The sequence below is a fragment of the Thermofilum pendens Hrk 5 genome, assembly GCF_000015225.1.
Classification (GTDB): Archaea; Thermoproteota; Thermoprotei; order Thermofilales; family Thermofilaceae; genus Thermofilum; species Thermofilum pendens.
On the sequence record NC_008698.1, the window covers coordinates 168,453 to 192,907 of the forward strand.

At 53.8% G+C, this 24,455-nt stretch carries 22 protein-coding genes; 8 read left to right on the top strand and 14 right to left on the bottom strand.

Annotation, left to right across the window (positions count from 1 at the left end; genetic code table 11):
- The first annotated feature begins 60 nt into the window (after positions 1 to 60).
- Positions 61 to 1,209, top strand: a complete 1,149-nt coding sequence (locus TPEN_RS00950) for a formate/nitrite transporter family protein (RefSeq protein WP_011751866.1) — start codon at positions 61 to 63, stop codon at positions 1,207 to 1,209.
- Between the two features lie 23 nt (positions 1,210 to 1,232).
- Here TPEN_RS00950 and TPEN_RS00955 read toward each other — a convergent pair whose 3' ends face one another.
- Positions 1,233 to 2,696: a hypothetical protein gene (locus TPEN_RS00955; protein WP_052884987.1), complete on the bottom strand. Its 1,464-nt coding sequence runs from the start codon at positions 2,694 to 2,696 to the stop codon at positions 1,233 to 1,235.
- 284 nt (positions 2,697 to 2,980) lie between these two features.
- On the opposite strand from TPEN_RS00955, the gene TPEN_RS00960 reads away from it, so the two are divergent.
- On the top strand, positions 2,981 to 3,406 hold the full coding sequence (locus TPEN_RS00960) for a phosphate-starvation-inducible PsiE family protein (protein WP_011751868.1): 426 nt from the start codon (positions 2,981 to 2,983) through the stop codon (positions 3,404 to 3,406).
- On the opposite strand, the gene TPEN_RS00965 is transcribed toward TPEN_RS00960, so the two are convergent.
- Positions 3,385 to 3,954 (bottom strand): ADP-ribose-binding protein, encoded by a 570-nt coding sequence (locus TPEN_RS00965; protein WP_011751869.1) that lies wholly within the window; start codon positions 3,952 to 3,954, stop codon positions 3,385 to 3,387. The genes TPEN_RS00960 and TPEN_RS00965 overlap by 22 nt on opposite strands.
- A 79-nt stretch (positions 3,955 to 4,033) precedes the next feature.
- Between TPEN_RS00965 and TPEN_RS00970 the strand changes: the two genes are divergently transcribed.
- On the top strand, positions 4,034 to 5,299 hold the full coding sequence (locus tag TPEN_RS00970) for a Clp1/GlmU family protein (protein ID WP_011751870.1): 1,266 nt from the start codon (positions 4,034 to 4,036) through the stop codon (positions 5,297 to 5,299).
- Positions 5,300 to 5,328: 29 nt separating this feature from the next.
- Here the strand turns inward: TPEN_RS00970 and fbp are convergent, their stop codons facing one another.
- The 6 genes from fbp to TPEN_RS01000 all read right to left on the bottom strand — a co-directional run bounded on the left by fbp (position 5,329) and on the right by TPEN_RS01000 (position 12,580).
- Positions 5,329 to 6,435: a fructose-1,6-bisphosphate aldolase/phosphatase gene (fbp, locus tag TPEN_RS00975; RefSeq protein ID WP_011751871.1), complete on the bottom strand. Its 1,107-nt coding sequence runs from the start codon at positions 6,433 to 6,435 to the stop codon at positions 5,329 to 5,331.
- A 190-nt stretch (positions 6,436 to 6,625) separates the two neighbouring features.
- Complete coding sequence (locus tag TPEN_RS00980; protein ID WP_011751872.1) at positions 6,626 to 9,292, bottom strand: cation-translocating P-type ATPase; 2,667 nt, start codon at positions 9,290 to 9,292, stop codon at positions 6,626 to 6,628.
- Between the two features lie 105 nt (positions 9,293 to 9,397).
- Entirely contained in the window at positions 9,398 to 10,171 is a 774-nt protein-coding gene (locus TPEN_RS00985) for a PAC2 family protein (RefSeq protein ID WP_011751873.1), read from the bottom strand.
- A gap of 295 nt (positions 10,172 to 10,466) precedes the next feature.
- Positions 10,467 to 11,195, bottom strand: a complete 729-nt coding sequence (locus TPEN_RS00990) for a TatD family hydrolase (protein ID WP_011751874.1) — start codon at positions 11,193 to 11,195, stop codon at positions 10,467 to 10,469.
- Positions 11,192 to 12,064 carry an inositol monophosphatase family protein gene (locus TPEN_RS00995; RefSeq protein WP_011751875.1) on the bottom strand — a complete coding sequence of 291 codons (873 nt, stop codon included), beginning with the start codon at positions 12,062 to 12,064 and terminating at the stop codon, positions 11,192 to 11,194. Before TPEN_RS00995 ends, TPEN_RS00990 begins: the two co-directional genes overlap by 4 nt.
- Before the next feature lie 9 nt (positions 12,065 to 12,073).
- A complete protein-coding gene (locus TPEN_RS01000; RefSeq protein ID WP_011751876.1) occupies positions 12,074 to 12,580 on the bottom strand; it encodes a metallophosphoesterase in 507 nt (168 codons plus the stop codon).
- Positions 12,581 to 12,692: 112 nt separating this feature from the next.
- Between TPEN_RS01000 and TPEN_RS01005 the strand changes: the two genes are divergently transcribed.
- The gene (locus TPEN_RS01005) at positions 12,693 to 13,028 is read left to right on the top strand and encodes an SWIM zinc finger family protein (RefSeq protein WP_148677864.1); all 336 of its coding nucleotides are present in this window, start codon (positions 12,693 to 12,695) and stop codon (positions 13,026 to 13,028) included.
- Positions 13,029 to 13,037: 9 nt separating this feature from the next.
- On the opposite strand, the gene TPEN_RS01010 is transcribed toward TPEN_RS01005, so the two are convergent.
- Positions 13,038 to 14,129 carry a lysylphosphatidylglycerol synthase transmembrane domain-containing protein gene (locus TPEN_RS01010; protein WP_011751878.1) on the bottom strand — a complete coding sequence of 364 codons (1,092 nt, stop codon included), beginning with the start codon at positions 14,127 to 14,129 and terminating at the stop codon, positions 13,038 to 13,040.
- 95 nt (positions 14,130 to 14,224) lie between these two features.
- Between TPEN_RS01010 and TPEN_RS01015 the strand changes: the two genes are divergently transcribed.
- From TPEN_RS01015 to TPEN_RS01025, 3 genes are all read left to right on the top strand, one after another.
- Complete coding sequence (locus tag TPEN_RS01015; RefSeq protein ID WP_011751879.1) at positions 14,225 to 15,532, top strand: protoporphyrinogen/coproporphyrinogen oxidase; 1,308 nt, start codon at positions 14,225 to 14,227, stop codon at positions 15,530 to 15,532.
- Between the two features lie 5 nt (positions 15,533 to 15,537).
- A complete protein-coding gene (locus tag TPEN_RS01020; RefSeq protein ID WP_011751880.1) occupies positions 15,538 to 16,557 on the top strand; it encodes a glycosyltransferase family 2 protein in 1,020 nt (339 codons plus the stop codon).
- Positions 16,558 to 16,672: 115 nt separating this feature from the next.
- Positions 16,673 to 17,071, top strand: a complete 399-nt coding sequence (locus TPEN_RS01025; RefSeq protein WP_245534172.1) for a single stranded DNA-binding domain-containing protein — start codon at positions 16,673 to 16,675, stop codon at positions 17,069 to 17,071.
- 34 nt (positions 17,072 to 17,105) lie between these two features.
- Here the strand turns inward: TPEN_RS01025 and TPEN_RS01030 are convergent, their stop codons facing one another.
- Positions 17,106 to 18,467 (bottom strand): glycerate kinase type-2 family protein, encoded by a 1,362-nt coding sequence (locus tag TPEN_RS01030; protein ID WP_052884990.1) that lies wholly within the window; start codon positions 18,465 to 18,467, stop codon positions 17,106 to 17,108.
- A 156-nt stretch (positions 18,468 to 18,623) separates the two neighbouring features.
- Between TPEN_RS01030 and TPEN_RS01035 the strand changes: the two genes are divergently transcribed.
- The gene (locus TPEN_RS01035) at positions 18,624 to 19,661 is read left to right on the top strand and encodes an ornithine cyclodeaminase (protein WP_011751883.1); all 1,038 of its coding nucleotides are present in this window, start codon (positions 18,624 to 18,626) and stop codon (positions 19,659 to 19,661) included.
- Positions 19,662 to 19,735: 74 nt separating this feature from the next.
- On the opposite strand, the gene TPEN_RS01040 is transcribed toward TPEN_RS01035, so the two are convergent.
- The 4 genes from TPEN_RS01040 to TPEN_RS01055 all read right to left on the bottom strand — a co-directional run bounded on the left by TPEN_RS01040 (position 19,736) and on the right by TPEN_RS01055 (position 24,455).
- Positions 19,736 to 20,299 carry a stage II sporulation protein M gene (locus TPEN_RS01040; protein WP_052884991.1) on the bottom strand — a complete coding sequence of 188 codons (564 nt, stop codon included), beginning with the start codon at positions 20,297 to 20,299 and terminating at the stop codon, positions 19,736 to 19,738.
- Between the two features lie 65 nt (positions 20,300 to 20,364).
- Entirely contained in the window at positions 20,365 to 22,194 is a 1,830-nt protein-coding gene (locus TPEN_RS01045; protein WP_011751885.1) for a glycoside hydrolase family 57 protein, read from the bottom strand.
- Between the two features lie 75 nt (positions 22,195 to 22,269).
- Entirely contained in the window at positions 22,270 to 22,545 is a 276-nt protein-coding gene (albA, locus tag TPEN_RS01050) for a DNA-binding protein Alba (protein ID WP_011751886.1), read from the bottom strand.
- A 104-nt stretch (positions 22,546 to 22,649) separates the two neighbouring features.
- Positions 22,650 to 24,455, bottom strand: coding sequence for a ribosome biogenesis/translation initiation ATPase RLI (locus TPEN_RS01055; RefSeq protein WP_011751887.1), 1,806 nt, complete (start codon positions 24,453 to 24,455; stop codon positions 22,650 to 22,652).

The window sequence follows — 24,455 nt, forward strand, 5'->3', positions numbered from 1 at the left end:
CGTTTAAGCAAAGTAGGTAGTCGGAGGAAACTTTAGACATTAAATCCAGTAAATAGTGCTATGGCAACCGAAGAGAAATTCACCCCATACGCTGGGGTTGACGAAACCGTTGACGCCGCGGCAAGCGCAGCGGTCGTAAAGGCCTTTCAGCCCCCGGGCCGCCTATTCCTGATGGGCATAATGGCGGGTATATTCATTGGGATAGGCTTCTGGCTGGCAGTCACTGTTTCCTCTGCGTTCTGGACAACGAAGGTTACGGGCTTCGACGCCGCCACTCATAAGCTTGTCACTGAGCCTTTCAACGTAGCGTGGCCCCTCAACCCCTCAGCAATGATGAAGTTCCTGCTGGGCGCCGTGTTCCCTGTAGGCTTAATCGCTGTGTGCATCGGCGGGGCGGAGCTCTGGACCGGGTGCGCGAACGTAATACCGCTGGGCTACATGCAGAAGAAGCTCAAGCTGAAAGCGCTAATCTACAACTGGGTTACCGCGTACGGAGGCAACTGGGTGGGTAGCGTATTCCTAGCGTTCCTCGCCACTTACGGCTCGACGCTACTCCTGGCCTCACCGTTCCGCGACGAACTGATCTCCGTAGTTTGGGCGAAAGTTAACCTCTCGCCCTGGGAGGCTTTCTGGCGCGGCGTGGGATGCAACTTCCTAGTAAACCTTGCGATATGGCTCTGGCTGAGGTCTAAAAAGGGAGATTTCATGGGACAAGCCTTCCTGATATGGTTCCCGATATTCACCTTCGTAACCATAGGCTTCGAGCACAGCATTGCCAACATGTTCCTAATACCTGCCGCTATATTCGCCTCCCCGCTCGCCCTCAAGCAGTACATAATAACATACTATGACTTCTTCTTCAACAACCTACTCCCGGTGACTTACGGTAACCTTGTAGGAGGCTTTGTCTTCATAGCGCTGGTTTACTGGTACGTAGGAATGGTTAAGGGCAGTAAGTACGGCGAAGCTACGCCCACCGACGCGCTCAAGTACGCCGCCGAGATACTACTCTTGGCGGGCATCGTGCACCATGTACTCGAAGTCGCTGTCCCCGGAGCTATCGCCGTAGCCGTAGAGAAAGCTTTAGGGCTTAGTGCAGGCATAAACCTGACGAACGCGGGTATGGCTCTCATACCGGCAGTGATCACAGGTATTTACTACGCTCTACTACCCTTTATAGTATACAAGGCTCTGAAGCCATTAAAGTAAAACTCTACTCTTTTTTTTATTCTTTATGCTTTTGCGAGTAGTTGCGGTAAACCATCGGCTCTGAAGACTCCTTTTTCTGCAAGCTCCAGTACGCGCTTTACCAGGATCTGCCTGCCACCTGCTATTATAAAGTCCGAGGAATCTATATAGTAGCCCTTTACTCCGTTTACCGGGGTTTCTTCAAGAGAAGCAACGATTTCAGGAATAGGTAGCGGGTTTCTCAGAGGAGTTACGCATAGCTTTTCAGTGCTCGCGAAGAGGGCTCCAGTTAGAACCTGCGTTAGAACCCCTTTTCCAAAATGATCTTTTAGCACTATGAAACCCTCCGGGAAGGAGCATAGCGCCGCATCCGTAACCATGACGTCTGAGTCTTTGCTGAGCACTAGTATTACCTCAAGCGGTTTAAACGATGCCTCTTCAAGCGCTACGCGAACATTAACATGTGTGTCACTAGAGGAGCCCTGAGCTAGAAGTATTACAGTTCCTTTCTTGGAATGTTCGCAGACACTGTTTGAAAGCCTGCGCTTTATATCTATGTATCTTCTCGCGAGAGCTTTTCCAAAGTTGTTTACGCTGGTTTTGCCGTGTTCCGCTCCGCCGCGCCTACACTCCACAAGCCTTACTCCTATCATTGATTCTTTCCTTGTAAGCTTTGCGTAGATGTTCTGTGGGCGTGCTCCTAGGAGCCTCGAAACCGCACTGAGGGACTTTGTATAGCAAAGCAAGGCCAGAGCCAGCAACTCCTCCTCGCCTAAGGGTACACCGTTTACACTTAGCACTATGCGCGGCTCCACGGTTACTCCCAGCTCCCGGAGGCTGTAAGCCTCCGCATAGTCGCCCTTCAGCAGGGTTCTAAGCACTAAGAAAAATTTCTCGCTACTTTCTACTGCCTCACGGAGGTTAAAGCCCTCCCCGCTGAGCGAGGAAGATAGAATATTCCCTGGCCTCACGACCAGCGTTGAGAAGGGCTCCGGGGATAAGGACGCAACTCTAACGATATAGCCGTTATAGTTGTAGCCCTTCACGAGAAGCACGCCCTCTCGGAGCGAAAATACAGCCTTACCCAGATCCACAGGGCAAGAACTGGTGTCAGAGCCCTCTTCGCATGGCAGAAGGACATAGAAAGGTATTCCTAGCCGGTACGCTTTATCAACCATGTACAAGGAGTTCTTCAAACATTCTTCGTCATCGCATACGGTACCGAGTAAAACATTAAAGCCCAGGGAAAGCGCCTCTATTATCTTACCTTCAACTTCCTGGAAGCGTGCCGGGTGATCCACAAGGCAAAGTATCTCTATTTTCTCCAGCCCATTCTCGAAGGCTAGCTTTGTAAACTTTCCCAGGGAATTCCAGGGAACAAACACCCTGAGTTTTTTTCCGAAGCTATTAAACAGAGCCTTTAAAAGCTCGATACCCCAGCCCTTCTCAGTTACGTCGGGGCATAGCACTACAGCGCTTTCTACCTCGACACCCGTTTCTCTGAGCATAGCCAGAAATGCCCTTATAACCTCTAGGCTTAGCTCACTGCTATCCCACCGGGCCCACATGCAGTTAGAGCATTTACCGCGACAAGATCCTGGCAAGAGTACCGCTAGAGCTGTAACCTTCATGGTCTCTACACACCGCTACACTTGAATGCAAACCTCCAACTACCTGTCTTATCAAGTAAATATAAAAATTTCGATACATATTTTTTAGACAAAACAATGTCAGTATTTCACATGCGAAATTAATTTAACAGCAGCTACACATAACGAGATTTAGGGTTACCATGGAGAGACGGGTGGCTAGGTGGTCCCAGCTTTTCATTACAGTGCTGGAGCTCGCTATCGCGATCATACTCGGCGTTGCCGTTCTCTTATCGCTGTACAAGCTCGCCTCTGAGGCGGTGAAAATAGCGGTCACGGCGACGTTCGACAGACAACACTTTGTGACCTTCCTCGACGAGTCCCTCTTAATGATTGTCTCGATAGACCTTATGCGGACGCTTGTAGGCGGTATAGTGGAGAAGAGGATATCGGTTATAATTGTACTCGAGGCGGCGCTGATATTCATAGTCAGGGAGATTATCACCATGGAGTTGAAGGCTGTCAGCGAGACGAGGCTCCTACTCTACGTCGTGGTCTTCGCTGCGCTCTTTATCTCGTGGATTTTCGCCGGCAGGCAGGCGAAGGTTTACGGGCAGGACGAGATATAGTCTCGTAGTTTTTCGAGGAATACGCTGCGGAAAGCCTCGTACGCCTCGGACCCCCAGAGACAGACTAGAACTGTTCTCAGGCTTTTCAGCTTACCCGCAGTTGCCAGGAATACGTCGGCCATTATCTCTGCGCATCTGCGGTACGGGTACCCGAAGACGCCGGTCGAGATTGCAGGCAAGGCTATGCTCTTCAGGCCCAGCTCCTCTGCTTTAAGCAACGAGTTGGAGATCGCTCTTGCTAGCTTCTCGTCTCCTAGGGGGTCGCCGTACTTCGGTCCCACTGCGTGGATCACGTACTTCGCTTTAAGCTTCCCGGCACCCGTAACCGCGACTTCCCCTTCGGGGACCGGGCCGTACCTTTTAACCCATTCATCGCTTTCACGCTGAATAACGTCGCCCCCTTTCCTCACTATAGCCAGAGCGACGCCGCCTCCGTGCTTAAGGTAGCTGTTTGCGGCGTTCACTATTGCCTCAGTGTCTGCCTCCGTAATGTCGCACTGCGCCAACCGTATGCTCAGCCCGCGAACCTCGAAGCAGGTTGCCTGCATAGCTATGAGAGAACCCCGGCGCGATGCTTAAGAGCTTAACGCTACATTCTTGTCTAAGCGAGACGGACCGGTGGTGAGTATGCCCAGGGTTTCCATCCCTGCCGACTACACGCTGATTGTAGAGGGGGACGCCGCCTTCAGGGTTCTCAACGGAGAAGTGGTCACTTTCGGCGCAACGCTAGAAAGCGGTAAGGAGTACAAGGTCGACCCTTTCCGAGCGATCCCTCTCTACGCGCTTAGAGACTCGGAGGTAGAAGTAGAGAGTGGAAAGTTCTCGTACGTAAAGGGTAACACTGTACCCCAGAGCTGGGAGGCCGCCGCGGAGAGAATAGGGAGCCTGGGAGCTAGGAGAGTGATGGTGGTAGGCGGAGTCGACTCCGGAAAAACGTCTTTCGTAACGTTCTTGGCGAATAGGCTAAGCCAAGCTGGAGAGAGGGTTGGCATCGTCGACGCGGATCTGGGGCAGAAGAGCATAGGTCCTCCCGCGACTATAGGCTTGGGGGTCGTGGCGTCCCCGCTGGTATCCCTCGGAGAAGCAGAATTCGTGGACGGCTTCTTCGTTGGGAGCGTTACGCCGTCCGGGCTTCTGCACAGGCACGTCGTGGGAGTACGGCTGATGGTAGAGGTTGCCGAGACCAGGATGGGTGTCCGCAGGGTTGTCGTAGATACGACTGGATGGGTCAGCGAGCAAGGCGGCAGGGAGCTAAAGCTCTTCAAAGCGATGGCGCTGGAGCCCGACGTCGTGGTTGTAGTGTCGAGGGGGGACGAGTGCTTGCACATAGTTAACACACTTGGAAGGCTTTTCGAGGTAGTCCAGGTGGAGGCGCCCAAAGCCGTCAGGCTTAGAGGGAGGATCGACAGGCGTGAGTACAGGAAAGTGATGTACAGGAAGTTCTTCGAGGGCGCAAAGGAGTACGAGTACGACTTCTCAAAGGGAGTACTCTACTCCACGGTTTTCACGGGAAGCGAGCTCCCGGAGGATGAGCGCAGACGCGTTGAGGAGTTGCTCGGTGTGAGAGTTGTGTACGCGGAGAAGTCCGGCGACCACGTAGCATTCTTCACCGAGAGGAGCGTAGACGAGCAAGCCGCATCCCTCCTCAAGGCTATCTACGGCTCACGCCAGGTGAAGCTACTGACTGGCTTCGAATTTCTACACACACTCGTGGGTATCAGGAACAGGGAAAAGTACCTTAAAGGGGTTGGGATAGTGACCGGGGTGTACCCCCAGAGGAAAGCCCTAAGAGTGTTGAGCACTGCGGCTCCGAGTGGCGACGAGACCTTGATGCTAGGGCTCGTAAAGGTCAACCCGGTGAGCTTCGAAGAAGAAGCTATCCTCGAAGGCTAGGGAAAAAAAGACAATTTTTAGGAGAGGAACTACTCTGCCTCCGCGGGTACAAACCTAGCCTTAAGCTTCTCCAGCACGGATGGAAGGGTCGTGTACTCCATTTCTTCGGGGCCAAGCCTGTGCGGCATGAATGGGCCGTGGCGTCTCATGTAGTCCGCTACTTCCTCCGCCATTCTCCTCGTCATTTCGAACGCGGGGTCGTCGAACAGGTCAACGGGTCCCTCGAGTCGACCGTCATGAAGCTGGAAGCCGAGCCCGACGACTCGCGGCGGCCCGTCGAAGCGTGTGCACTGTGCGTACCTGAGCGGTACGGGCATCAGCGGACCAGTGTGGCTACCGCGCATCCACCCGGCGACCAGGTGCGGGAAAGCGAACGCCTCTAGAACCTCGCCTGTAGCCGGGAAGCCGTGCTGAGCCCTAATTATGAGTACGGGGTCGTCCTTCCCAACGTACCTTCCGGCTATGAGGCTCAGACGGGTCGCCGAAGATACCGCGGCTATCTCCCCGTCGGACTTCCTGTAGACACGCTTCACCACGTATCGCCCGGGAGTGCCTATCAAAGCTAGGAGGTCGTAGCTCTCTTCGGGCGTTGACAGCTTGACTGATTTGTGCTCGTAGACGTCTACAACCTCGAATATAAAGCCGCTGTGCATAGCTGGGTCTATTATCAGCCCAGCAGTGTTAAACGGGTCAGCGAAGATTCTATAGAGCTTGTAGTTCCACGCCCCCGGCTCTGTCTTATCGGCGGAGAACACTAGTATAGGCTCACTCCTCCTCTCCTCGAACTCCATCTCCGCGCAACCGGGCCCCATCCCCTTGATGTTTCCGGAGAACGTGTCCTTGAGAAGGTCCTGCCCGGCCCCGTACAGTTTGAGCGGCTTGCTAACCTTCTCGGTTACCTCGACGAATATGTCCCAGGCTAGCTTGTGTATCTCGGCGTTATTCTCGCCCTTCGTGTGCGTCATGAGCAACTGGAGGTCGTCGCCTACATGGTACACGTAGAAGTCTATGAGGAGACCTGTTTCGCGGGCCTCCTCCAGTCTTTTCCTCGCAAGCTCTTCGAGCTTGGGGTGAACTACTACGTGTCCCGCCAGCCCTCCAACGTCAGCCTTTATTAAGCTAACTGTTATTCTCATGCATTATTCATGGTTTGTTATTAATGACTATATATAAACCTGTTCGTAGCGGCGCTTAACAATGTTTTTAAAAACTTCCGTTATTACGTTGTATTATGTCTAAATAGGGGATTTATAACCTGGAGTATTGTCAAAAACCTCCTTTAATATTGCTAAAATAAAGACTTGCTTTTCGTACTCTCATTGCGCGCTACTTCCACTTGGAGAGCAGGTACTTGAACGCCTCTACCGACACGAACATCGCCGCGGTCACTAAGGCAGCGTAGATGATATCGTTAATCGTCACGGGATGAATTTCGAGGACGTGCATAACGTAGGGCGAAGCGAAGAACGCTAGTTGCAGAGTAACCGAGAGGATTATTGAGACTACTAGCGGCTTGTTGTCGAGGGGGCTTAGCGTAAGGGAGGGTTTTCTGAGGGAGCGCCACGCGTACGCCATTGCCAGCTCGGCGACAACGAGGGAGGTGAAGATAGCCGTTCTGGCTTCTGCCTCGGGTTCTCCGAGGCTAAGCAAAGAGCTGAAAGCGTAGGTGAGGAGCACTGTGAAGACAAGCGGGACGGCGACGAGGAACAGGAGAATCTCCTTCTTACTGAAAATAGGCTCTCCTGGTTTCCTGGGGTTCCTGTATATCAAGTCTTTCTCGCCTTTCTCGAGGCTTAGCGCGATCGCCGGCGGCCCGTCTGTTACGAGGTTGACCCAGAGGATCTGCGTTGCCGTGAAGGGTAGCGGTAGGCCTAGAACCGAGGAGACTAGTGGTAGCATGAGCTCTGTGACGTTCGCAGATAGGAGGTACACGAGGAACTTCTTTATGTTCTCGAATATCTCTCTACCGAGCTTCACAGCCTCGACTATCGTCGCGAAGTTGTCGTCCGCGAGCACAAGGTCCGAAGCCTCCTTGGCGACCTCCGTGCCCGTACGACCCATTGCCACCCCGACGTCTGCCGCCTTGAGGGCTGGCGCATCGTTAACCCCGTCGCCCGTCATGGCGACGACATGGCCCCTCTTCTTGAGAGCTTCGACGATCCTTAACTTGTGCTCCGGCGATACTCTAGCATAAACCCTGATCTTCTCAACCTTCTCGTAGAGCTCCGCGTCGCTCATGGAGTCAAGCTCCTTGCCCGTTACGACTATGTCGTCCTCGCCTAGCATGCCCAGCTCTCTGGCTACAGCCACCGCTGTGAGCTTGTGGTCTCCGGTTATCATTGCTACCCGGATTCCCGCCTTTTTACACGTCTCCAGAGCGTCCTTGACTTCAGGCCTCGGAGGATCGATCATGGAGACTATTCCCAGTAGTACGAGGTCTTTCTCGTCGCTCTCCGTTATTGTGCTACGCCCGTCGTCGAGGTACCTGTAGGCGATCGCTATGTTCCGCAACCCCTGCCCTGCCAGCTCGTCGTTCACGGCGAGTACGAGCCTCTTCGCCTCCTCGGAGAGCTCCTCGACACGCCCATCCATCGACGAGATGTACCTGCAGAGGGGTACCACTACCTCGGGTGCTCCCTTGGTGAATACTACTCTCCTCCCTCCAAGCTCGTGTAGCGTGCTCATCCTCTTCCTCTCAGAGGAGAACGGGACCTCTCCCAGTCTGGGTAGCTCGGCGTTGACTCCAGCCTTCAGCGCGAGAACCTTCAAGGCTATCTCGGTGCCGTCACCGCTTGTAACCCATCTACCGTCCTGGTAGCGTACCTCCGAGTCGTTATTGTTGAAGGCGGCTAAGAGGAGTAGCCGCAGGCCCTCGTACCCGTTTGGATCTACTTCCTTAGAGCCGACGAGTAACTTGCCCGTGGGCTCGTACCCGGTACCTGTAACCTCGATTGTGGCATCCTTCATCCAGACCTTTACGGCGGTCATTTCTCCCTTCGTTATCGTCCCCGTCTTGTCCGAGCAGATGTACGTAGTGGAGCCGAGAGTCTCCACGGCGGGTAGCCTCCTTACTATGGCATTCTTCTTCGCCATGCGGTAGACGCCTAGCGCCAGGGAGCTCGTTACAACGACGGGCAGGGCTTCCGGGACTGCCGCCACCGCGAGGCTCACTATCCAGAGGAGCAGGTCTATGGGAGAGTACTTCTTGACGAAGAAGCCTACCAGCGATACGACCACGGCTACGACTAGCATGAATACGAGTATCCACCTGCTCAGCCTGGAAAGCTCCCGTTCGAGCGGTGTCTCCCGCTCTTCTACCGCCTCCAGCGTAGCGCTAATCTTTCCCAGCTCGGTGTTCTTACCGGTGGCGACGACAACAGCTTTCCCCCTGCCGTACACGACGACTGTCCCCGCGTAGACCATGTTGGCTCTGTCCGGGAGGGGCGTGTCCTCCGGTATTGGGTCCACCATTTTCTCTACGGGCGTGGATTCACCGGTCAAGGGGGCTTCGTTTACCCTGAGGTTCACCGATTCGACTATCCTTGCGTCCGCGACTACCCTGTCGCCGGCGCTCAGGAGGAGTACGTCTCCCGGAACCACTTCCGATGCGTTTACGACGACCTTCTCGCCGCCTCTGAGCACCGTCGCCTGCGGGGCTACCATCTTCTTAATCGCTTCCAATGCTTTCTCCGCCCTGTACTCCTGGTAGAAGCCGAGAGCGGCGCTGGCGAGTACGAGCGCGAGAATGACTATAGAGTCGAAGGCTTCTCCCACAGCATAGGACAGTATCGAGGCAAAAATCAGGAGAAGGATTAGCGGGCTTTTAAACTGTCTTAGGAATATCTCTAGCGGGTGAACCTTCTTCTCCTCCTCGATAACGTTGGGACCATATACTTGGAGCCTCCTCCTGGCTTCCTCTACTGGAAGGCCTTGTAGCGACGTTCCAAGCTCTCTTAACACATCCTCTACCTTCATCGCATGCCAGGAAGGCATAGCGTCTCCAATGTACCAGGCTTCCAGTTAAATACCTTTGTATGCCGACAAGAAGGGGCATGCAGGAAGGCATGACCCCACCTTTCATCGCTCAATATACACATTCTACACGTACCAGCTTGGAAGAGATTCTCCCTCCTTCTGGCGGGCCGTTTCCAGGACCTTCTCCATCTCTTCCTCCCGTCTGCGTATCTGCTCGATCGTTTTCTCGAGATCCTCGAGGCTCACCTCAAACTCGAGTAGTTTCGAGAGAACTCTTATCAGCTCCCGGGCGGCCACGAAGTTAGGCTCGGGGGTTTGAGTGCTACCCATGAGAACGTAGGCCTTCAAACCCCTAAGCGCAGCTAGCGCCGGTAGAAGCCCGCAGGCCCCCGTTATCGTACCCCCCGTGCTACGCTTTGCTCCGAGCGCTTCCAGCTTCTTGGCGCAGTCCTCCGAGGCGTAAGCGTAGTACACCCCTACGTGTTCACTTTCCTCGGCTGTCGTGCCGCATGCCCCTATAACCTCCCTCCCCCCTATGGATACGAAGAAGTCTAAAACTTTCTCGGCGACTTCGTACTGGGCCCAAAGCGCTGGCTGAGCTTCACTCGTAACGAACAGGATGTCCCTCGACCCCCCGTTGAGCAGGTAGAACTTGTAGGACGGGATCTGCAAGGCCCCTTCATTCGTCACGTAGACCCCCACGTTGCCAACAGGGAGGATGATCCCCGGGCCTATAAGCTCCGCTACTTTCCTAAGGTTTAGCGTGGAGACTATGTAGTCTACAGCTATTTTCCCGACGAGCCCTATCCCCGGTAACCCCTGAACTAGCACCCCGTCTCTAAGCTTCAACTCCTCCGCCAGGATCAGCCTGTACTGGTCGAGGCTCAACACCCTCATGAACTACCCAAGCAGTAAGCCAGTTAACCAGATATAAACGTGGCGAAACTTTCTCATGAGGCAACCTGCGTAAGACTTATCGCCTTGAGCGTGCACGAGGTACCCGTGATGACCGCACGCGAAGCTGATACGTGATGTGTACCAAACCGGCTGACCATACACGTGCGCCGAGCAAGCTTTTACCACTCAATGGGTTGTCAGCAGGGTAAGTTCTCTTCACCGAATCCCAGCCGGGAGTACTCATCACCGTATATGCTTGCTTGCCGGACCTTTTAGGTTTAACGCGCGCGAACACTTAGGCCGTGAAGACGCGCGTAAAGTTTCGGTAGATTGCTCTCTCTAGCTCGTCAACGGCTAAGCCTTTAATCTGCGCGATGATTTGGAGCGCCTCCGGTATGAGGCTTGGGCTGAGCGACAGCCCCCTGTACTCGTATGGACCGTCGCTTTCCGTTAAGAGCGCATCAAGAGGGGCCTCTCTGGCTATCACCCTGGATTTCTCTTGTACTTTCAGGGCGGCGTTCACACTTACGAAGTACCCCCTCCGCGAAAGCTCCAGTAGCAGGTTGAGAGGTCCAGTCCACCAGTGGAGTACTACCTTCTTGGCACCGAGCTCCCCGAGAACCTCGAGAACTTCTCTCCAGGCTCCAGCAGAATGCACGTTTAGAGGCACCCCCCTCTCGACGGCTCTTCCGGCGAGCTCTCTAAACACTGCCAGCTGCTGGTGGAACGTTTCTGGTACAAACTTCTTGTCGAGACCAACCTCGCCTACGCAGTCGGCATCCGGTAACAGCTGGGACACTAGCTCTAGCTCGCGGGTGTAGTCTTCGAGGTTGCGCAGGCTCCACGGGTGGATTCCGACGCATGCTTTAACGTTTTCAGGGTAGGAATCCCTCAGTTCAAGCACTTTCAGCGAGGTTTCGTAGTCCTCGGCTACGCCTACGAGTATGTAGCCGCGGGAAACAAACTCCTCTATTTTCTCCCTAGTGAACTCTGCTAGATGAATGTGGACGTCCACTACGGTCATCCTTCAACCCCAAAAGCTCTGAACAGCTCCTCGATAGGGTGCCCGAGGCTCTCCTCGTAGATTGCGGCTACATGCTCGGCGAGTATTTTGCTCGAAGCTACGAGTATGTAGAGCCGCTCGTCCAGCGAGATCCTGGGAGGCGTGCCGAGCCTACCGCCAAGAACAACGTAGGCGCCGGCCTCCCTGGCTACCAGCGTCGCGGCGGCTACGTCAACCACTCGCATTGTCCCCCACGCATCGATGTAAGCGTCCACGCCTCCTGAGGCAACCATGGATACCTCGAGGCTTGCAGATCCTAGCATCCTAACGACGGCACCTCTCAGGGACAGGTTTAGCGCGAATACATACGGTAGAAAGAAAGCCTTAGGGGTCGAGCTTATGGCTACGACTTTCCCCTCAACTGCACCGGTATCTCCTCCTGGGGGTACCCTGAGCCTCCTCCCGTTGAGGAAAGCCCCTCCCCCTGCTAAGGCGTAGAACTCCATTCCAAGAAGGGGCGCGTAGACAGCCCCAGCTATCACGTCCTCTAAGGTTTCCCCTTCCGCTGCCGCTACGGAGACTGCGAAGAAGGGAGTCCCGCGTTTGTAATTCCTGCTACCGTCTATGGGGTCTATGATGAACCTGTACCCTCCTCCTTTGCCGTAAGTTTTCTCCCCTATCTCCTCTGATACGACGCTGAAATCTCCGATGCGCTTCTCCAGGTACTCAATGGCGCTACGCTCTGCAAGTATGTCTCCCCGGAGCGAGATGTCTCCGCCACTTCCTCTACCTTCCTCTCTGGCTCCTACGCCTTCTTCTAACGCCTTGATGGCCGCCTCCGCCGCTACTTTTGAGGCTTGCCTTACGACGTCGAGTATCTCCCGGCTCATGTGCGCTCCTCAAAGCTCTACTATCTCTGCCTCGAGCTTTTCGAGATCTACGATTGCGAACGTACGTTTCTCTGCCAGGTACCCGGAGAGAGTCCCGGGATTCACTACGAGCGCGTCGCCTATCCGCTCTACGTCTACCCTATGTGTGTGCCCGTACACGACTAGCCTGAACTCGCCGCTCTTTGCAAGCGCCCTTGCAAGCCGCCGAGAGACGTCGAGCCCGTCCACCCCGTGCAACACAGCTATGTCGAAAGAGCCCACCCGGACAAGCATTGGTTGCTCACTCAGCACGGCGCCTATCTCGTCAGCCGTTTTCTTCAAGAGTAGTTTTTCCCCGTCGTTATTGCCGAAAACCGCGTAAAGTCTGTAGCCGGAAAACATCCTCAACGCGAACGGCGAGATAATATCCCCCGCGTGGATGACAGCCTCCACGTTCTCGTTCTTCAGGCTGTTCACAAAGAGCCTTATAGCCTCTAAAGAGTCGTGAGAGTCCGAGACCACGGCTACTCTAGCCATTCCAACGCACCCGGACCACTCATAGTGCGAGTAGTATTAATTTTTCGCGATATGCGCCCCCCACTCTCGTGTGCTTAAAGTATTAATACTCGCGCTCTTCAAACGCAGTGTAATGACGACCGATAAAATCATGGAGGGGGGCAGCGCGACTCCTCAGAAGGCCTTCGAGAAGATGGTGAACAAAGCAGCCTGGCTTCTGAGCGAAGGTAGGGTTGTTAAGATCAGCCCCTACCTGTACTACGTAATAGGGAAAAACAGCAAGCACCTCGTGAGGTACGAGAATGGAAGGTTCATCTGCACGTGTAAGGGATTCGAGGAGAAGGGTGTCTGCTCCCACGTTATCGCCGTAGCCACCCTAAGCGAGCTGAAAGATGTTAACGCCTTCCTCGATGAGAGAGTCAAGGAGAGAGTTAGGAGAGAGCTTCGAGAGCTCTATGGGAAGAAGTGAGTAATTATTCTAGCCGGTACTAGAAGACTCGGAAAACGTGTACGCGAAGCCATACTCTGCAGCTGCCCTCTTGATGCTTTCCTTCAGTACGGATATGTTTCTAGAGCTAAAGACCTTCTTGGCGAAGAACATACCTATCGGGTAGATCACGAGGAGCGACGTGAGTATAGTTACGCTTCTCCCTATTATCGTAGCGGCGAGCGCCTTTTCCCTCGGTACTCCGAGAAGCAGGTACAGCGACAGCAGTGCAGCGTCTATGCTTCCAACCATGAACGGTATGCCTATGGACGCTAGTGAGTACAGCGTTAGGATAGTGTAACCCGGTCCTATCAATGCTAAGTTAACGTTGGCGCCCACGGCCCTCAACGAGAAGAATGGAGTAAGTATCCCGCTGACCCACTGCAAGAATAGGAACGCCACGGCCCCCCAGAGGTGAATGTTCCTGAAGTTGAAGTCCCTAGAAGCCTCCGCTACGAGGCTTAGAAAGTTCTCTAAGTCCTTTTCGAACTTCTCCAAGCGTTTCACCTTAGCTTTCCGAGCCAGGAAGACTGCGACGTTTTTTACGAGCAAGGGCTTCGTTAAAACAAGCACTAGTAGAAGCGATGCTAAAAGCGTCGCGACGACTATGCCGAGGTAGAGTACGAGGTACTCCTCGTAGAACTTTAGCAGGTTGATGGCCAGGAGGGACGTGAACACTATGAATACGACCATTGTAACGTTGATGAGGAAGCGGAAGAAGATAGTGTAGCTGACGGCGGAGGGCCAGTCCGACTTCGTCTTCAAGAAGATAGCCCGCGCGATATCCCCCTCCACGAATGCTCCTGGAAGAAGTATGTCGACCAGCCATGCCAGCATGGAGCCTCCCAGAGCCTCCCACATAGATATCGAGAAGCGCTTCCTGCAGAGAAGCCAGAAGGCGGCCGCGTGGGAGAAGTAGTAGGCCAGCTCGAAGACAACTATAGGTAGGATGTCCCATGCATCTACGTTCCGCAAAGCCTCTATGAAGCTCACAACGTCGAACCCGTAGAGCGTGTAGACGAACACTAGCAGTACTACCAGTACCTCTAGGAGAATGACCAAAGCCCTCTTTCCAAGCTTCATAGTTGTCGTCTTTTTCAAAGCGGTGGTTTTTTGTAATAAATGTCACGCGCTTGCTATGAAAATTCTTAAAGCACGGTAGAGCATTTAACGTGTATATGCGGAGAGAGAGCATAGTAGTGCTAGGCGCTGGTCTCGCGGGGCTGTCGTTCGCCTACGAGGCTACCAGGCTTGGTCACTCCGTCACACTGGTAGAAAAAGAGGCAGAGGCAGGGGGGCTTCTGAGGAGCGAGGAGGTAAATGGCTACGTGTTCGACACGGGAGGCTCCCACGTGATTTTCTCAAAGTATCCCGAGAGAGTGAAGTTTTTGACGAGGATTTTGAACGGGAATATTGTTAGGAACAGGCGGGATGCACGCATATTCTACAACGGTACGCTGGTGAAGTACCCATTTGAGAACGGTCTCTACGCTCTCCCGGCAGAGAAGAGGTATAAAGCCTTGAAGGACATTTTAGAAAGGTACATAGAGTACAGGTGCGGGGGTTCGCGGAGCGTTGAAAACTTCGAGGAATGGCTTTACGCAACGTTTGGGGAAACCATAGCTAGCGAGTACTTGGTGCCGTACAACAGGAAGCTTTGGAAGAGGGATTTGAAGCAAATATCCCTGGACTGGGTTGGCAACAGGGTTCCTCAGCCTCCGCTGGACGACGTGATTAGAAGCGCCGTTGGTATACCGACGGAGGGCTACTTGCACCAGCTCTTCTTCTACTACCCTCGAAGTGGCGGTATTCAATCACTCGCAGATGCCTTCAAAGCACGCGTGGAGGGATCGCCTCTATCCTCTTTAGTGCTCGGAAAGGAGGCCGTAAAGGTGGATCCCTACGAGGGGGAGGTCGTGTTGTCGGACGGCTCCGCGGTTAGGGGCGATAGGATTGTCTCCACGATCCCCTTGCCGGAGCTTTACAGGGCGCTAGGGCTACGCTTGAACCTAGACTACAACTCCCTGGTGGTCGTAGGTGTAGGCGTTAAGGATGCCAGGCTACCCAGGGTGCACTGGATATACTTCCCGAACGAGGATATCGTTTTCCACAGATTGGCGATCCTAAGCAACTACAGCCCGTACATGTCGCCAAAGGGTTCTGCCACCTTAGTGGCGGAGATTACGCTTAGACCAGGAGAGACCTTCGACGAGGAAAAAGTCGTCAACGCGACGCTGGACGGATTAGAGGCGGCCGGCTTGCTGAGAGGTAGAGGGAGCGTGGAGGTTGTACGCGCATGGTACTGGAGATATGCCTACATAGTGTACGATCACAATTACTCGAGGAGAGTTCGCGAGGCCAAGGAGAGGCTCAGGAGGCTAGGAATATCGCTGATAGGCAGGTTCGGCCTGTGGGAGTACATGAACATGGACGACGTTGTTTACCGCTCTATAAGCGAGGCCAGAAGGATGGGCAGAGCGCGGTGACCTGAGTGTACCCAAAGGTAAGCATAGTCATAGTGAACTTTAAGGGAACAGAAGCACTGAAAAAGTGTCTGAGAAGCGTTTTCGAAACCGAGTACCCCGACTACGAGGTCATAGTTGTAGACTCCCTGACCGATAACGTCGAGAAAGCTTTGAGGGACGAGTTCGGATCTAAGGAAAACTTGAAGATCATTCACTTCGACTCGAACATCGGCGCCTCGGGATCCCACAACGTAGGGGCGATGGCGAGCGACCCTAACAGTAAGTACCTGGTGTTCCTCGACAACGACGTTGAAGTAGAAAAGGACTGGTTGAAGAGGCTGGTCGAGACCGCCGAGGAGAGCCCGAGGATCGGATGCGTTCAGGCGAAAGTGATCTCGAAGAGCAATGAGGGTAGGATGGATCACGCAGGGCTAGCGTTAGACTTGACGGCGACGTGGCTTTCTACGTACGGGTTTAGAGAAGAGATATTCCAGCGCCCGATAGAGTTGTTCGTCGCCAGTTCGGCTGCGCTTTTAACCCCACGCGAGCTCTACTTTAAGGTAGGCGGGTTCGACAGCTCCTACTTCATATACGACGACGACACGGATTACACGTGGCGCGTTAGGCTTCAGGGCTACATCTCCCTCCTGGAGACAAGGGCTCGCGTATACCACGAGGACAAGATAAGCTCGAGGCTACGCTTCGACAAGCTGTACTTCGGGTATCGGAACAGGCTTCAGAACATCGTGAAAAACATGGACGCGAAGAACATGGTCGTTAGCCTGCTGGTGACCCTCTACCTTGGATACCTGGTAACGGTACTCCTAGCGCTTGCCGGCAGGATCAGGGAGACAGCCGCATACTTCTTGTCGTCTACGAGCGTCGTGTTCTCGCTACCAAGGCTTATGTGGAAGCGTAAGCTAGTCTCGCTGAAGAGAAGGGTTCCCGACAGCTACTTCGAGAAGAAAGGCTTCCTTAGGAAGGACCTTCTCGGGACGATCTACATGACGAGGGCATTGCTTATTCGCTCGGTAAGGAAGAAGTAGGTCCTGTGCTTTCCTCTAACCGATAGCTTTATAAGCATCCGGCGGCATAGGCTTTCGCGCGTGGAAAAACCACGAGAGAAAGAAGATGTATAACTCGAATATCGAGACAAAAGAAGTGAAGATTGCCGACATAACTCCAAGCACGCGTAGATTCTCTGTAACCTTTAAAGTTCTGAACGTGGGAGACGAGAAGCAGATAACCTCCAGGAGGGACGGCTCTGAGCATAGGGTGGCGGATGTTCTGGTGGGCGATGAGACTGGTGTCGCCTTGCTAACTGCTTGGGACAACGAGATTGACGAGTTTAGAAACATGGTTGGAGAAACCGTTTCCCTTGTAAACGGCTACGTCTCACTCTACCAGGGTAAGCTCCGGCTAGGGCTCGGGCGGTTCGGCTCGATAAAGCCCTCCGAGACTAAGATAGAGGAGGTAAACGAGGGTAACAACATTTCGGAGAAGGAGTTCGAGGAAAGCTACGCTCCCAGGAGAAGGGGGCGCGGAAGAAGGTTCTACTAGAAGTAGAGCACACCCAGAAAAATTATTCCATTTTTTATTCCCACGGGTTTTCCTTTTCCACTACTATTACTACGAAGTCGTTGACGTTTGTCCCAGTGTACCCAGTCTTTACGTGGCCTCCTACTACCCTGAAGAAGTTGTAACTGTCGTTGTTCTCTAAGTATTCCTCCGGGCGTACACCCTTCGCGAGGGCTCTCTGGTAGGTGTAGCCGTCTACAACGGCGCCGGCGACATCCGTGGGACCATCCCTGCCGTCACTCCCTATCGAGACCAAGGCTACCCTGTCAACGCCTTTAAGCGCTATGGCCGCTGAGAGTGCCAACTCCTGGTTGCGTCCGCCCAGCCCTTTCCCCTTCACCGTAACCGTGGTCTCGCCGCCGGCGAGTATTACCGCTGGTGGGCTTACAGGGTTACCTGTCTTTAAAACCTCCTTCGCAATGGCGGCAAGAACCTTCGCGACTTCTCTAGCCTCGCCCTCTAGGAGCGACGTTAGTATCACGGTATTGTAGCCCATCGCTTTAGCCTTCTCCGCCATGGCGTTGAGCGACAAGGTGTTGCTGGCGATTATCCTGTTGTGCACCCTGCTGAACGCGGGGTCTCCCGGCTTTGGGGTCTCCGGGGCCAGGCCTTTGAGCCCGTCCTCTAGTATGCGCCTAATGGACTGGGGTAAACTATCCTCTAGCCTGTACTTCCTTATCACGGCTACAGCGTCCTGGTACGTCGTGGGATCCGGGACCGTTGGTCCAGATGCTATAGTGTCCATTCTGTCTCCTACTACATCGGATATGAGAAGAGCCACCACGGCGGCTGGGTAAGCGTGCTTCGCAAGCCAGCCTCCCTTAAACCTGGAGAGATGTTTACGCACAGTATTAAGCTCTACTATGTCTGCCCCAGCCTTCATCAGCTTGACGCTCAGCTCTCCGAGCTCCTCGATATCTACGCCCTCCGCCGGCAACTCCGCGAGCGCGCTACCGCCCCCCGAGAATAAGGCTATTACCGTATCCTCCTCTCTCAGCCCCCTGACTGTAGACACTATTCTCTCTCCGGCCTCCACGCTTTTCCTAGAAGCCCTTGGATGTGTCGCGCCGACAACCTGTATTCTCGACAGTTGCTTCGAGACCGATTCGACAAGATCCTCTGGAACGGAAATAACCCCTCCGGATATCCTGTCTCCGAGCACTTTCTCTATGCCTACAGCCATCCCGCCCGTCGCTTTACCCGCGCCGACAACGATGACTCTACCCCTTAAGCCCACGCGCGTCCCGTCCCTGAGTACCAGCTCGTCTCCCTCCAGTCTCACATAGTTCTCCACAGCCTTTGCGGGGTCAGCTACCGCTACGCCTTCGAGGGCCAGCGTAACCGCTACCATTCTCGCGTGCTCGGAAGCCTCGCTCACGAGACTTCTATGTTTCATCTCAAGTATTTAAGGCAAACCGCAGGAAAACTTGCAATAAAGTTGTGTAACTTTTTCATGACGTCACTCTAGCCTGCATGCTTTGTTACCAAGGTAGCATGCGACAAAATTTCAACCCCATACTCCACGTTACGAGACGTGCATGTCAAAGTCCTCCGCGCGGAAGACGTAGCCCATGTAATCAGAGAAGTTGGGCTGAACACTTTCTTAGACGGGCTTATAAATAGGCTGGAGGAGGTCTTTAGAAGGTGGCGAGAGCTCAAAGTCGTTCCACGCGTCAGCTTTCACTACGCGTCTGGCGTTATGGAGGCAATGCCGGCCAGCGATGCAAGGTGGTACTCCGTCAAGATCGTTAACGGCCACCCGGGTAACCCTTTGAGAGGCTTACAAACAGTGGTGGCAGTGGGGGTACTCGCTGACGTGGAGACAGGTTACCCCGTGATGATCGCGGACGCCACCCTTCTAACAGCTCTGCGCACTGGTGCTACCAGCGCTCTGGCAACGAAGTACCTCGCGAGACGAGGGTCGGAGAACCTCGGAATTATAGGGACGGGAGCTCAGTCCGAGTTCCTCGTATACTCTATTTCGAGGGTTGCGAATAGCGTCGAGAAAGTCTTCTTTTACGATATAGATCCGAAAGCAATGGAGAAGTTCGAGAAGAACATTTCGAGGCTGGGGTTCGAGCTTGTAAGAGCGGGTAGCCCCCGTGAGGTCGCGCTTAACTCCGATGTATTAGTGACCGCTACGACCTCCAAGGGTAAAGACCGCGTAGTCCTAAACGAATGGGTACGCCCTGGTACCCATATCAACGCCGTAGGCGGCGATGCTCCGGGAAAAACGGAGTTAGATCCTGCGATACTTTTGAGGTCTAAGCTCGTCGTAGAGCTCCTCGAGCAAGCGATTGTGGAGGGGGAAACGCAGAGCGTCGGTAGGGATGCTGTTTACGCGGAGCTTTGGGAGGTTGTGTCAGGGCTGAAACATGGACGTTCGAGTGAGGAGGAAGTCACCGTGTTCGACTCCGTGGGAATCGCGGTGGAAGACTTAGCAACACTGACGTATCTCTACGGCTTAGCAGAGAGGATGCAGGTGGGCCTGGACTTAGAGCTCTTTCCTAGGCTTTCAGATCCCAAGGACTTGTTCTTCACGCTGATAAGCGATGCTGGTCAACGGGCATAGCGACTCCCTGTTCATCCGTGTCTTAAGGGGTTACAGAGAACAGTGAAAGTATAACCTCATTTTACTCTTGGCTTCTAGGGCTTGAAAACATAATCTATTCCTGCTATCCTCGGCGTCACGAATGCCTCTATAACGGCGGCAATAAAAAGGAGGACTATAGTCACCAGAAGAGCTCGAACAAGTTCTAAAGCATGGGTATGAGTGTTGCCGCGAGACTTATGCAGAATCTCCTTCCACACAGAGATTCCGAAAGCATAAGAGCGGGCGGACACATAGAGGATGGCGGGTACTTCTATCACTCCGTGAGGGGTTAACGACAGGAGAAGCGTTACTATAGACGTCCTTTCAACCGCGTACATGGACACTGCGCCTACTATTACCCCATTTAGGAATACTATGAGAGGCGGGCCTATCACGGCTAGAGCTGAAAGTACGATTAAGAGCACTACCTTAACGTTATTGGTGAAGATGAGCAAAGCTAGTGCCGCGGGCGAGATACGGACGTCGAATGGGGTACTGCCAAGGTAGCCTAAAGCACTTTTCCCAGCAACTGGGTAGACCAAGAAAGCCCCGACGAGAATCCCTGATGAGAAGAAGAAAACCATCAGTAGGAAAGCCTCCTTAACTCCTGAGTCCAAACTTAGTCCACCTTCATTTAACGCGTAACTTCCTGAAATATTTCTTACGCGCGAAAAAACAATGCCTAAAGAGAGAGGGGCGCCGGAGAACCGTCAACGCCGCCAACAACTTGAAGAGTTACTTTACCGGAAACCACTCTCACAAGGGTATTTGAGTCACCGACGTAGACGGGAAGGGTTACCTTCGAGGACGCTGGGATAATTATACTCGTTTCATCGACTCGGCTCTTAGCCTCTGAAACTATCCTCACCTTCGCCGAGAAGAGATTTCTGTTTTCAATTTCGATGAAAGCATGGTTGTTCGTCCTCCCGACTTCCCTTGCCTTAAGGTTTCCGAGTATTTCTCCAGCTATCTTCCGCGCCTCTGCTAACCACTCCTTTATAAACTCCCGTTCTCTTTCCAACTCTCCGTACCAGTAGAAGTCGCTGTCTATGGCTATAGCGATGGCTTTGAACAGCCTGTAGAGTGGTGAGTCGGGATCTGCGAGCAGGCGCTCAGCCTCCGGTTCCAGTAATCTATACGCTGATTCAACGTAGACTAAAGTTTCCATTGCCTCGTTCCAGAGCTCGTCCTTTGCGCCCCCGGTCCACTGCTTATCCGAGAGCTCTACCCAGGAGCCCGACGGTATGTAGTCAAGGACGCGTTTCGGCGGGTTCTGGTCGAGGTACTTCGATAAAGTCGTGAGCCTTATTACCTGGCTCTCCAAGATGTACTCGAGCACTTTTTCCAGGAAGTACGGCGCGTACTTCCTGTACGCCGGCATGATCATCCAGTTCTCGCCGTCGAGAGCTATGGTTACAATCCCGCCTGGCGCGACCTCCCTCCTCTTAGCCAGCTCTATAACAAACCTTCTAGCTTCGTTGTCCGCTTCCTCTGGATTCTTGAAGTCAACCTTGAAGCTAATCCAGTTGCTGAGCTTTAGGTCCCTGAAGAAGACGACGACGGATCTCCCGGAAATAGGGTCCTCGACGACGTATGGCTCGTAAATGTTCTCCTTGTCCCCACCAGCGCGCGTAAAGTGTTGCTCGCACAGGACGGTGTACCTTACTCCGAGCGAGCCGTAGAGGTCGACGAGGTCCATGTGCCAGAACATTTCGGGTGTCCAAAGCCCGCTCGGCCGGCGGCCCAGGGCTTCCTCCACAATCTTCAAGCCCTCCCGGAGCTCCCACTCGATCAACTTCTTCGCTATCTCGTCGAGGCCCCTCTGCTTAGCCTTCTTCAGAACGAGGCCGAGAACCGTGTGGGCGTAGACGCTTCCCAGGGGCTCCACGATGCCTTCCCGGATCTTCTCCCTAAGAAAGCTCAGCAACCCCTCTACGTCCTCCTTGGTTGCTGTCGAGGACCTTAGCTTACCCGATAGAAAAAGCAACCACTGCTCCAGGAGCGACGGGGAGAAGTGGTCTACATCGATAAAGCCTGGTATACGTTTGTGCGTCTCCATGTGTACCTTGTAGGGTCCCCCCGAATACGCGTAGAAGTCGCCCTTAGCGACGTGTATAAATGCCCACTCGTCCTTTAGGCTCCCGTCGGGGTAAAACTGGGGGGCCTGGTGGTGATGCCACACGAAAGCTACGTAGATGGCTTCACCCTCCCCCGCGATGTAGACCTGCCTCTCTTCACATACAGCCTTGTCCGTCTCGAAGCAGAAGTACGCGACAGCCTCTCCAACCGGTACGTCGAATTTAACTTCAAAGTTGAACGTTGCTTTTTCTCCAGGCTGAATAACCGCTTGCTCGAACACAACGTATATCTGTTGCTTCCCCTGAGCCTTTAGGTTGAAGAAAGGAGTGCCCTTTACGGGAGTGCCTTCATCGTTCTCCACGGTAAAGTTCAGCGATACCTTGCTTCCCTGTAAGATTACAGCTCCGATTTTCCCAGGTGATACTTTCACCATAGCTGATGACCACTTTCATGCTTAAAATGAGAAAACTTAGCTGGAAAGAAAATCCTTGTTATTAATGCTCGGTACCTACTCCTTCTTTACGAGCTCTATCTCTATGGTGGAGACAGTCCTTTCCTTGCCTGGCTCGCCGACCTTCTCGCTACCGATCTTGATGTTGCCGTAGTCGACTTTGCCACCTAGGAACCTTCTCACGAGCTCTGCAGCGTCGACAGCCCTGCTTATCGCTCGCCCTCTTGCCTTCAGTACGACTCTCTTGCTCCCACTGGTAAACTGTGTCACTGCTGCTAGCACGTAGCTACTCACGGGCTTGTTACCGACGAAGACTGTTCCTACTTCCGACATTTTTTCTCACCAAGCCTTGTGTTTTTGTTTGCGAATGGTTCACAATCGAGGAGTATTTATTCTTTGCGCAAGCTATCGCGCGATTCCTACAAGTGAATGCACGATTACTTCTCTTTCTCTTCTTCTATAACAACGTAGTAGTACTCCTTCAGGACCTCCTTCTGGTAGCGATCCAGCCAGGAGCCTGGCTTGTTGATGCGTGGTCTTTTCGTGTCCGGGTCTCTCCTGAACGTTATGCCGACGCTTTTGAGGAATGCGTTCATGCCGTCCCTCATGTTTGTAGGCGGCGAAGCCTTGCCGTGCTTGCCGGGCTCTCCGTCAAACACCATCACCGTTGTCGCAAGGAAGTCCACGGCGACGATGTCGTGCTCTACTACGAACGTGGCTACGCCTTTCTCGGCAGTCAGCCTTCTAATCACTCTTGAGACCGCGTAGCGTTGCTCGACGTCTAGGTACGCCATTGGCTCGTCGAGGAGGTAGAGGTCGGCTTCCCTACCCAGAGCCGCAACTATGAGTACTCTCTGCAACTCTCCTCCGCTCAGCTCCTCCATATAGCTGTCGAAGAGCGTGTGAACCCTTAAGGGCTTTATAAGCTCTGACTGTACGAAAGAGGACGCAGTATCGACGCCAGACTCCCTCAAAAATTCTCGAACAGTCCCCGCTACCTTCACCTCCCCGAGGAACTGGGGCTTGTAGCTCAGCTTTAGGGCGCCGATCCTCTGGACCCACCCCGCATCCGGCTCCAAAATGCCGGCGAGTATCTTAACGAACGTTGTCTTGCCGATACCGTTAGGCCCAAGTATGCCTATGACCTCGCCTTTGTGTATTTCACCGGCAGAAACTTCGAGAGAGAAGTCTCCGAGGGTCTTCGAGAGGTCGCTCCACTTCAGCAGAACCCTTTCGGGAACCTGCGCTACCTGTGGTGGTTTGTCGTAGAACTCAAGCCTGTAGTCCCTGAACCTCACGTTCTCCTCCCTTAGGTAGCCGTCTATGTACGTGTTGATGCCAGCTCTGACGCCCTTAACAGTGCCTACAACACCGTATACCCCTGGCTCGCCGTAGATTATCGATACGAGGTCTGACACGTAGTCTAAAACCGCGAGGTCATGCTCTACCACGACGAGGTACACGCCCGGCCGCGCAAGCCGCCTTATCGCGTCCGCCACTCGCAGTCTCTCCTTGACGTCCAGGTACGATGACGGCTCGTCTATGAGGAAAACGTTGGCATCCTTAACTATGGTGGCTGCGATGGCTACTTTCTGCATCTCTCCACCGCTGAGAGCTTTGACCGGTCTGTCCCATAGGTGGAGTAGGCCCAGCTCTTCTGCTACTTCGCGCGCCACTCCTTTCTCGTCAACCTTCTTCAGCGCCTCCCCGACGCTTAAGGTAACTTTTGCGAGCGCATCCACGGCTTGGGGCTTGTAGGCTACGCGGAGCTTTCCCTGAGAGAGCTTTTCGAAGTACGTTTGAAGCTCAGAGCCCTTGAAGAAGTCTATCACTTCGTCCCAGCTAGGCGGGGACTCGAAGTTTCCGAGATTTGGCCTCGTTATGCCCGCGAGTATTTTGAGGGAAGTAGACTTGCCCACGCCGTTGCTTCCGAGTATTCCAAGGGATCTTCCCTCCTTCGGTACTGGTAGCCTGAAGAGCTCAAAGCCGTTAGGCCCGTACCTGTGTACCAGGTCCTCAGCGAGCTTCTCCGGAAGGTTTACTATCGAGATCGCCGAGAAGGGGCACTTCTTAACGCATATACCGCATCCAACGCAGAGTTCCTCAGATATCCTCGCCTTGTTTTCGACCTCGTCTATCCAAACGCATTTAGAGCCAGACCTGTTTATGGGGCAGAACTTGACGCACTCCTGGTTACACTTAGAAGGTCTGCACAGTGACCTGTCTATAACGGCTACCCTCAT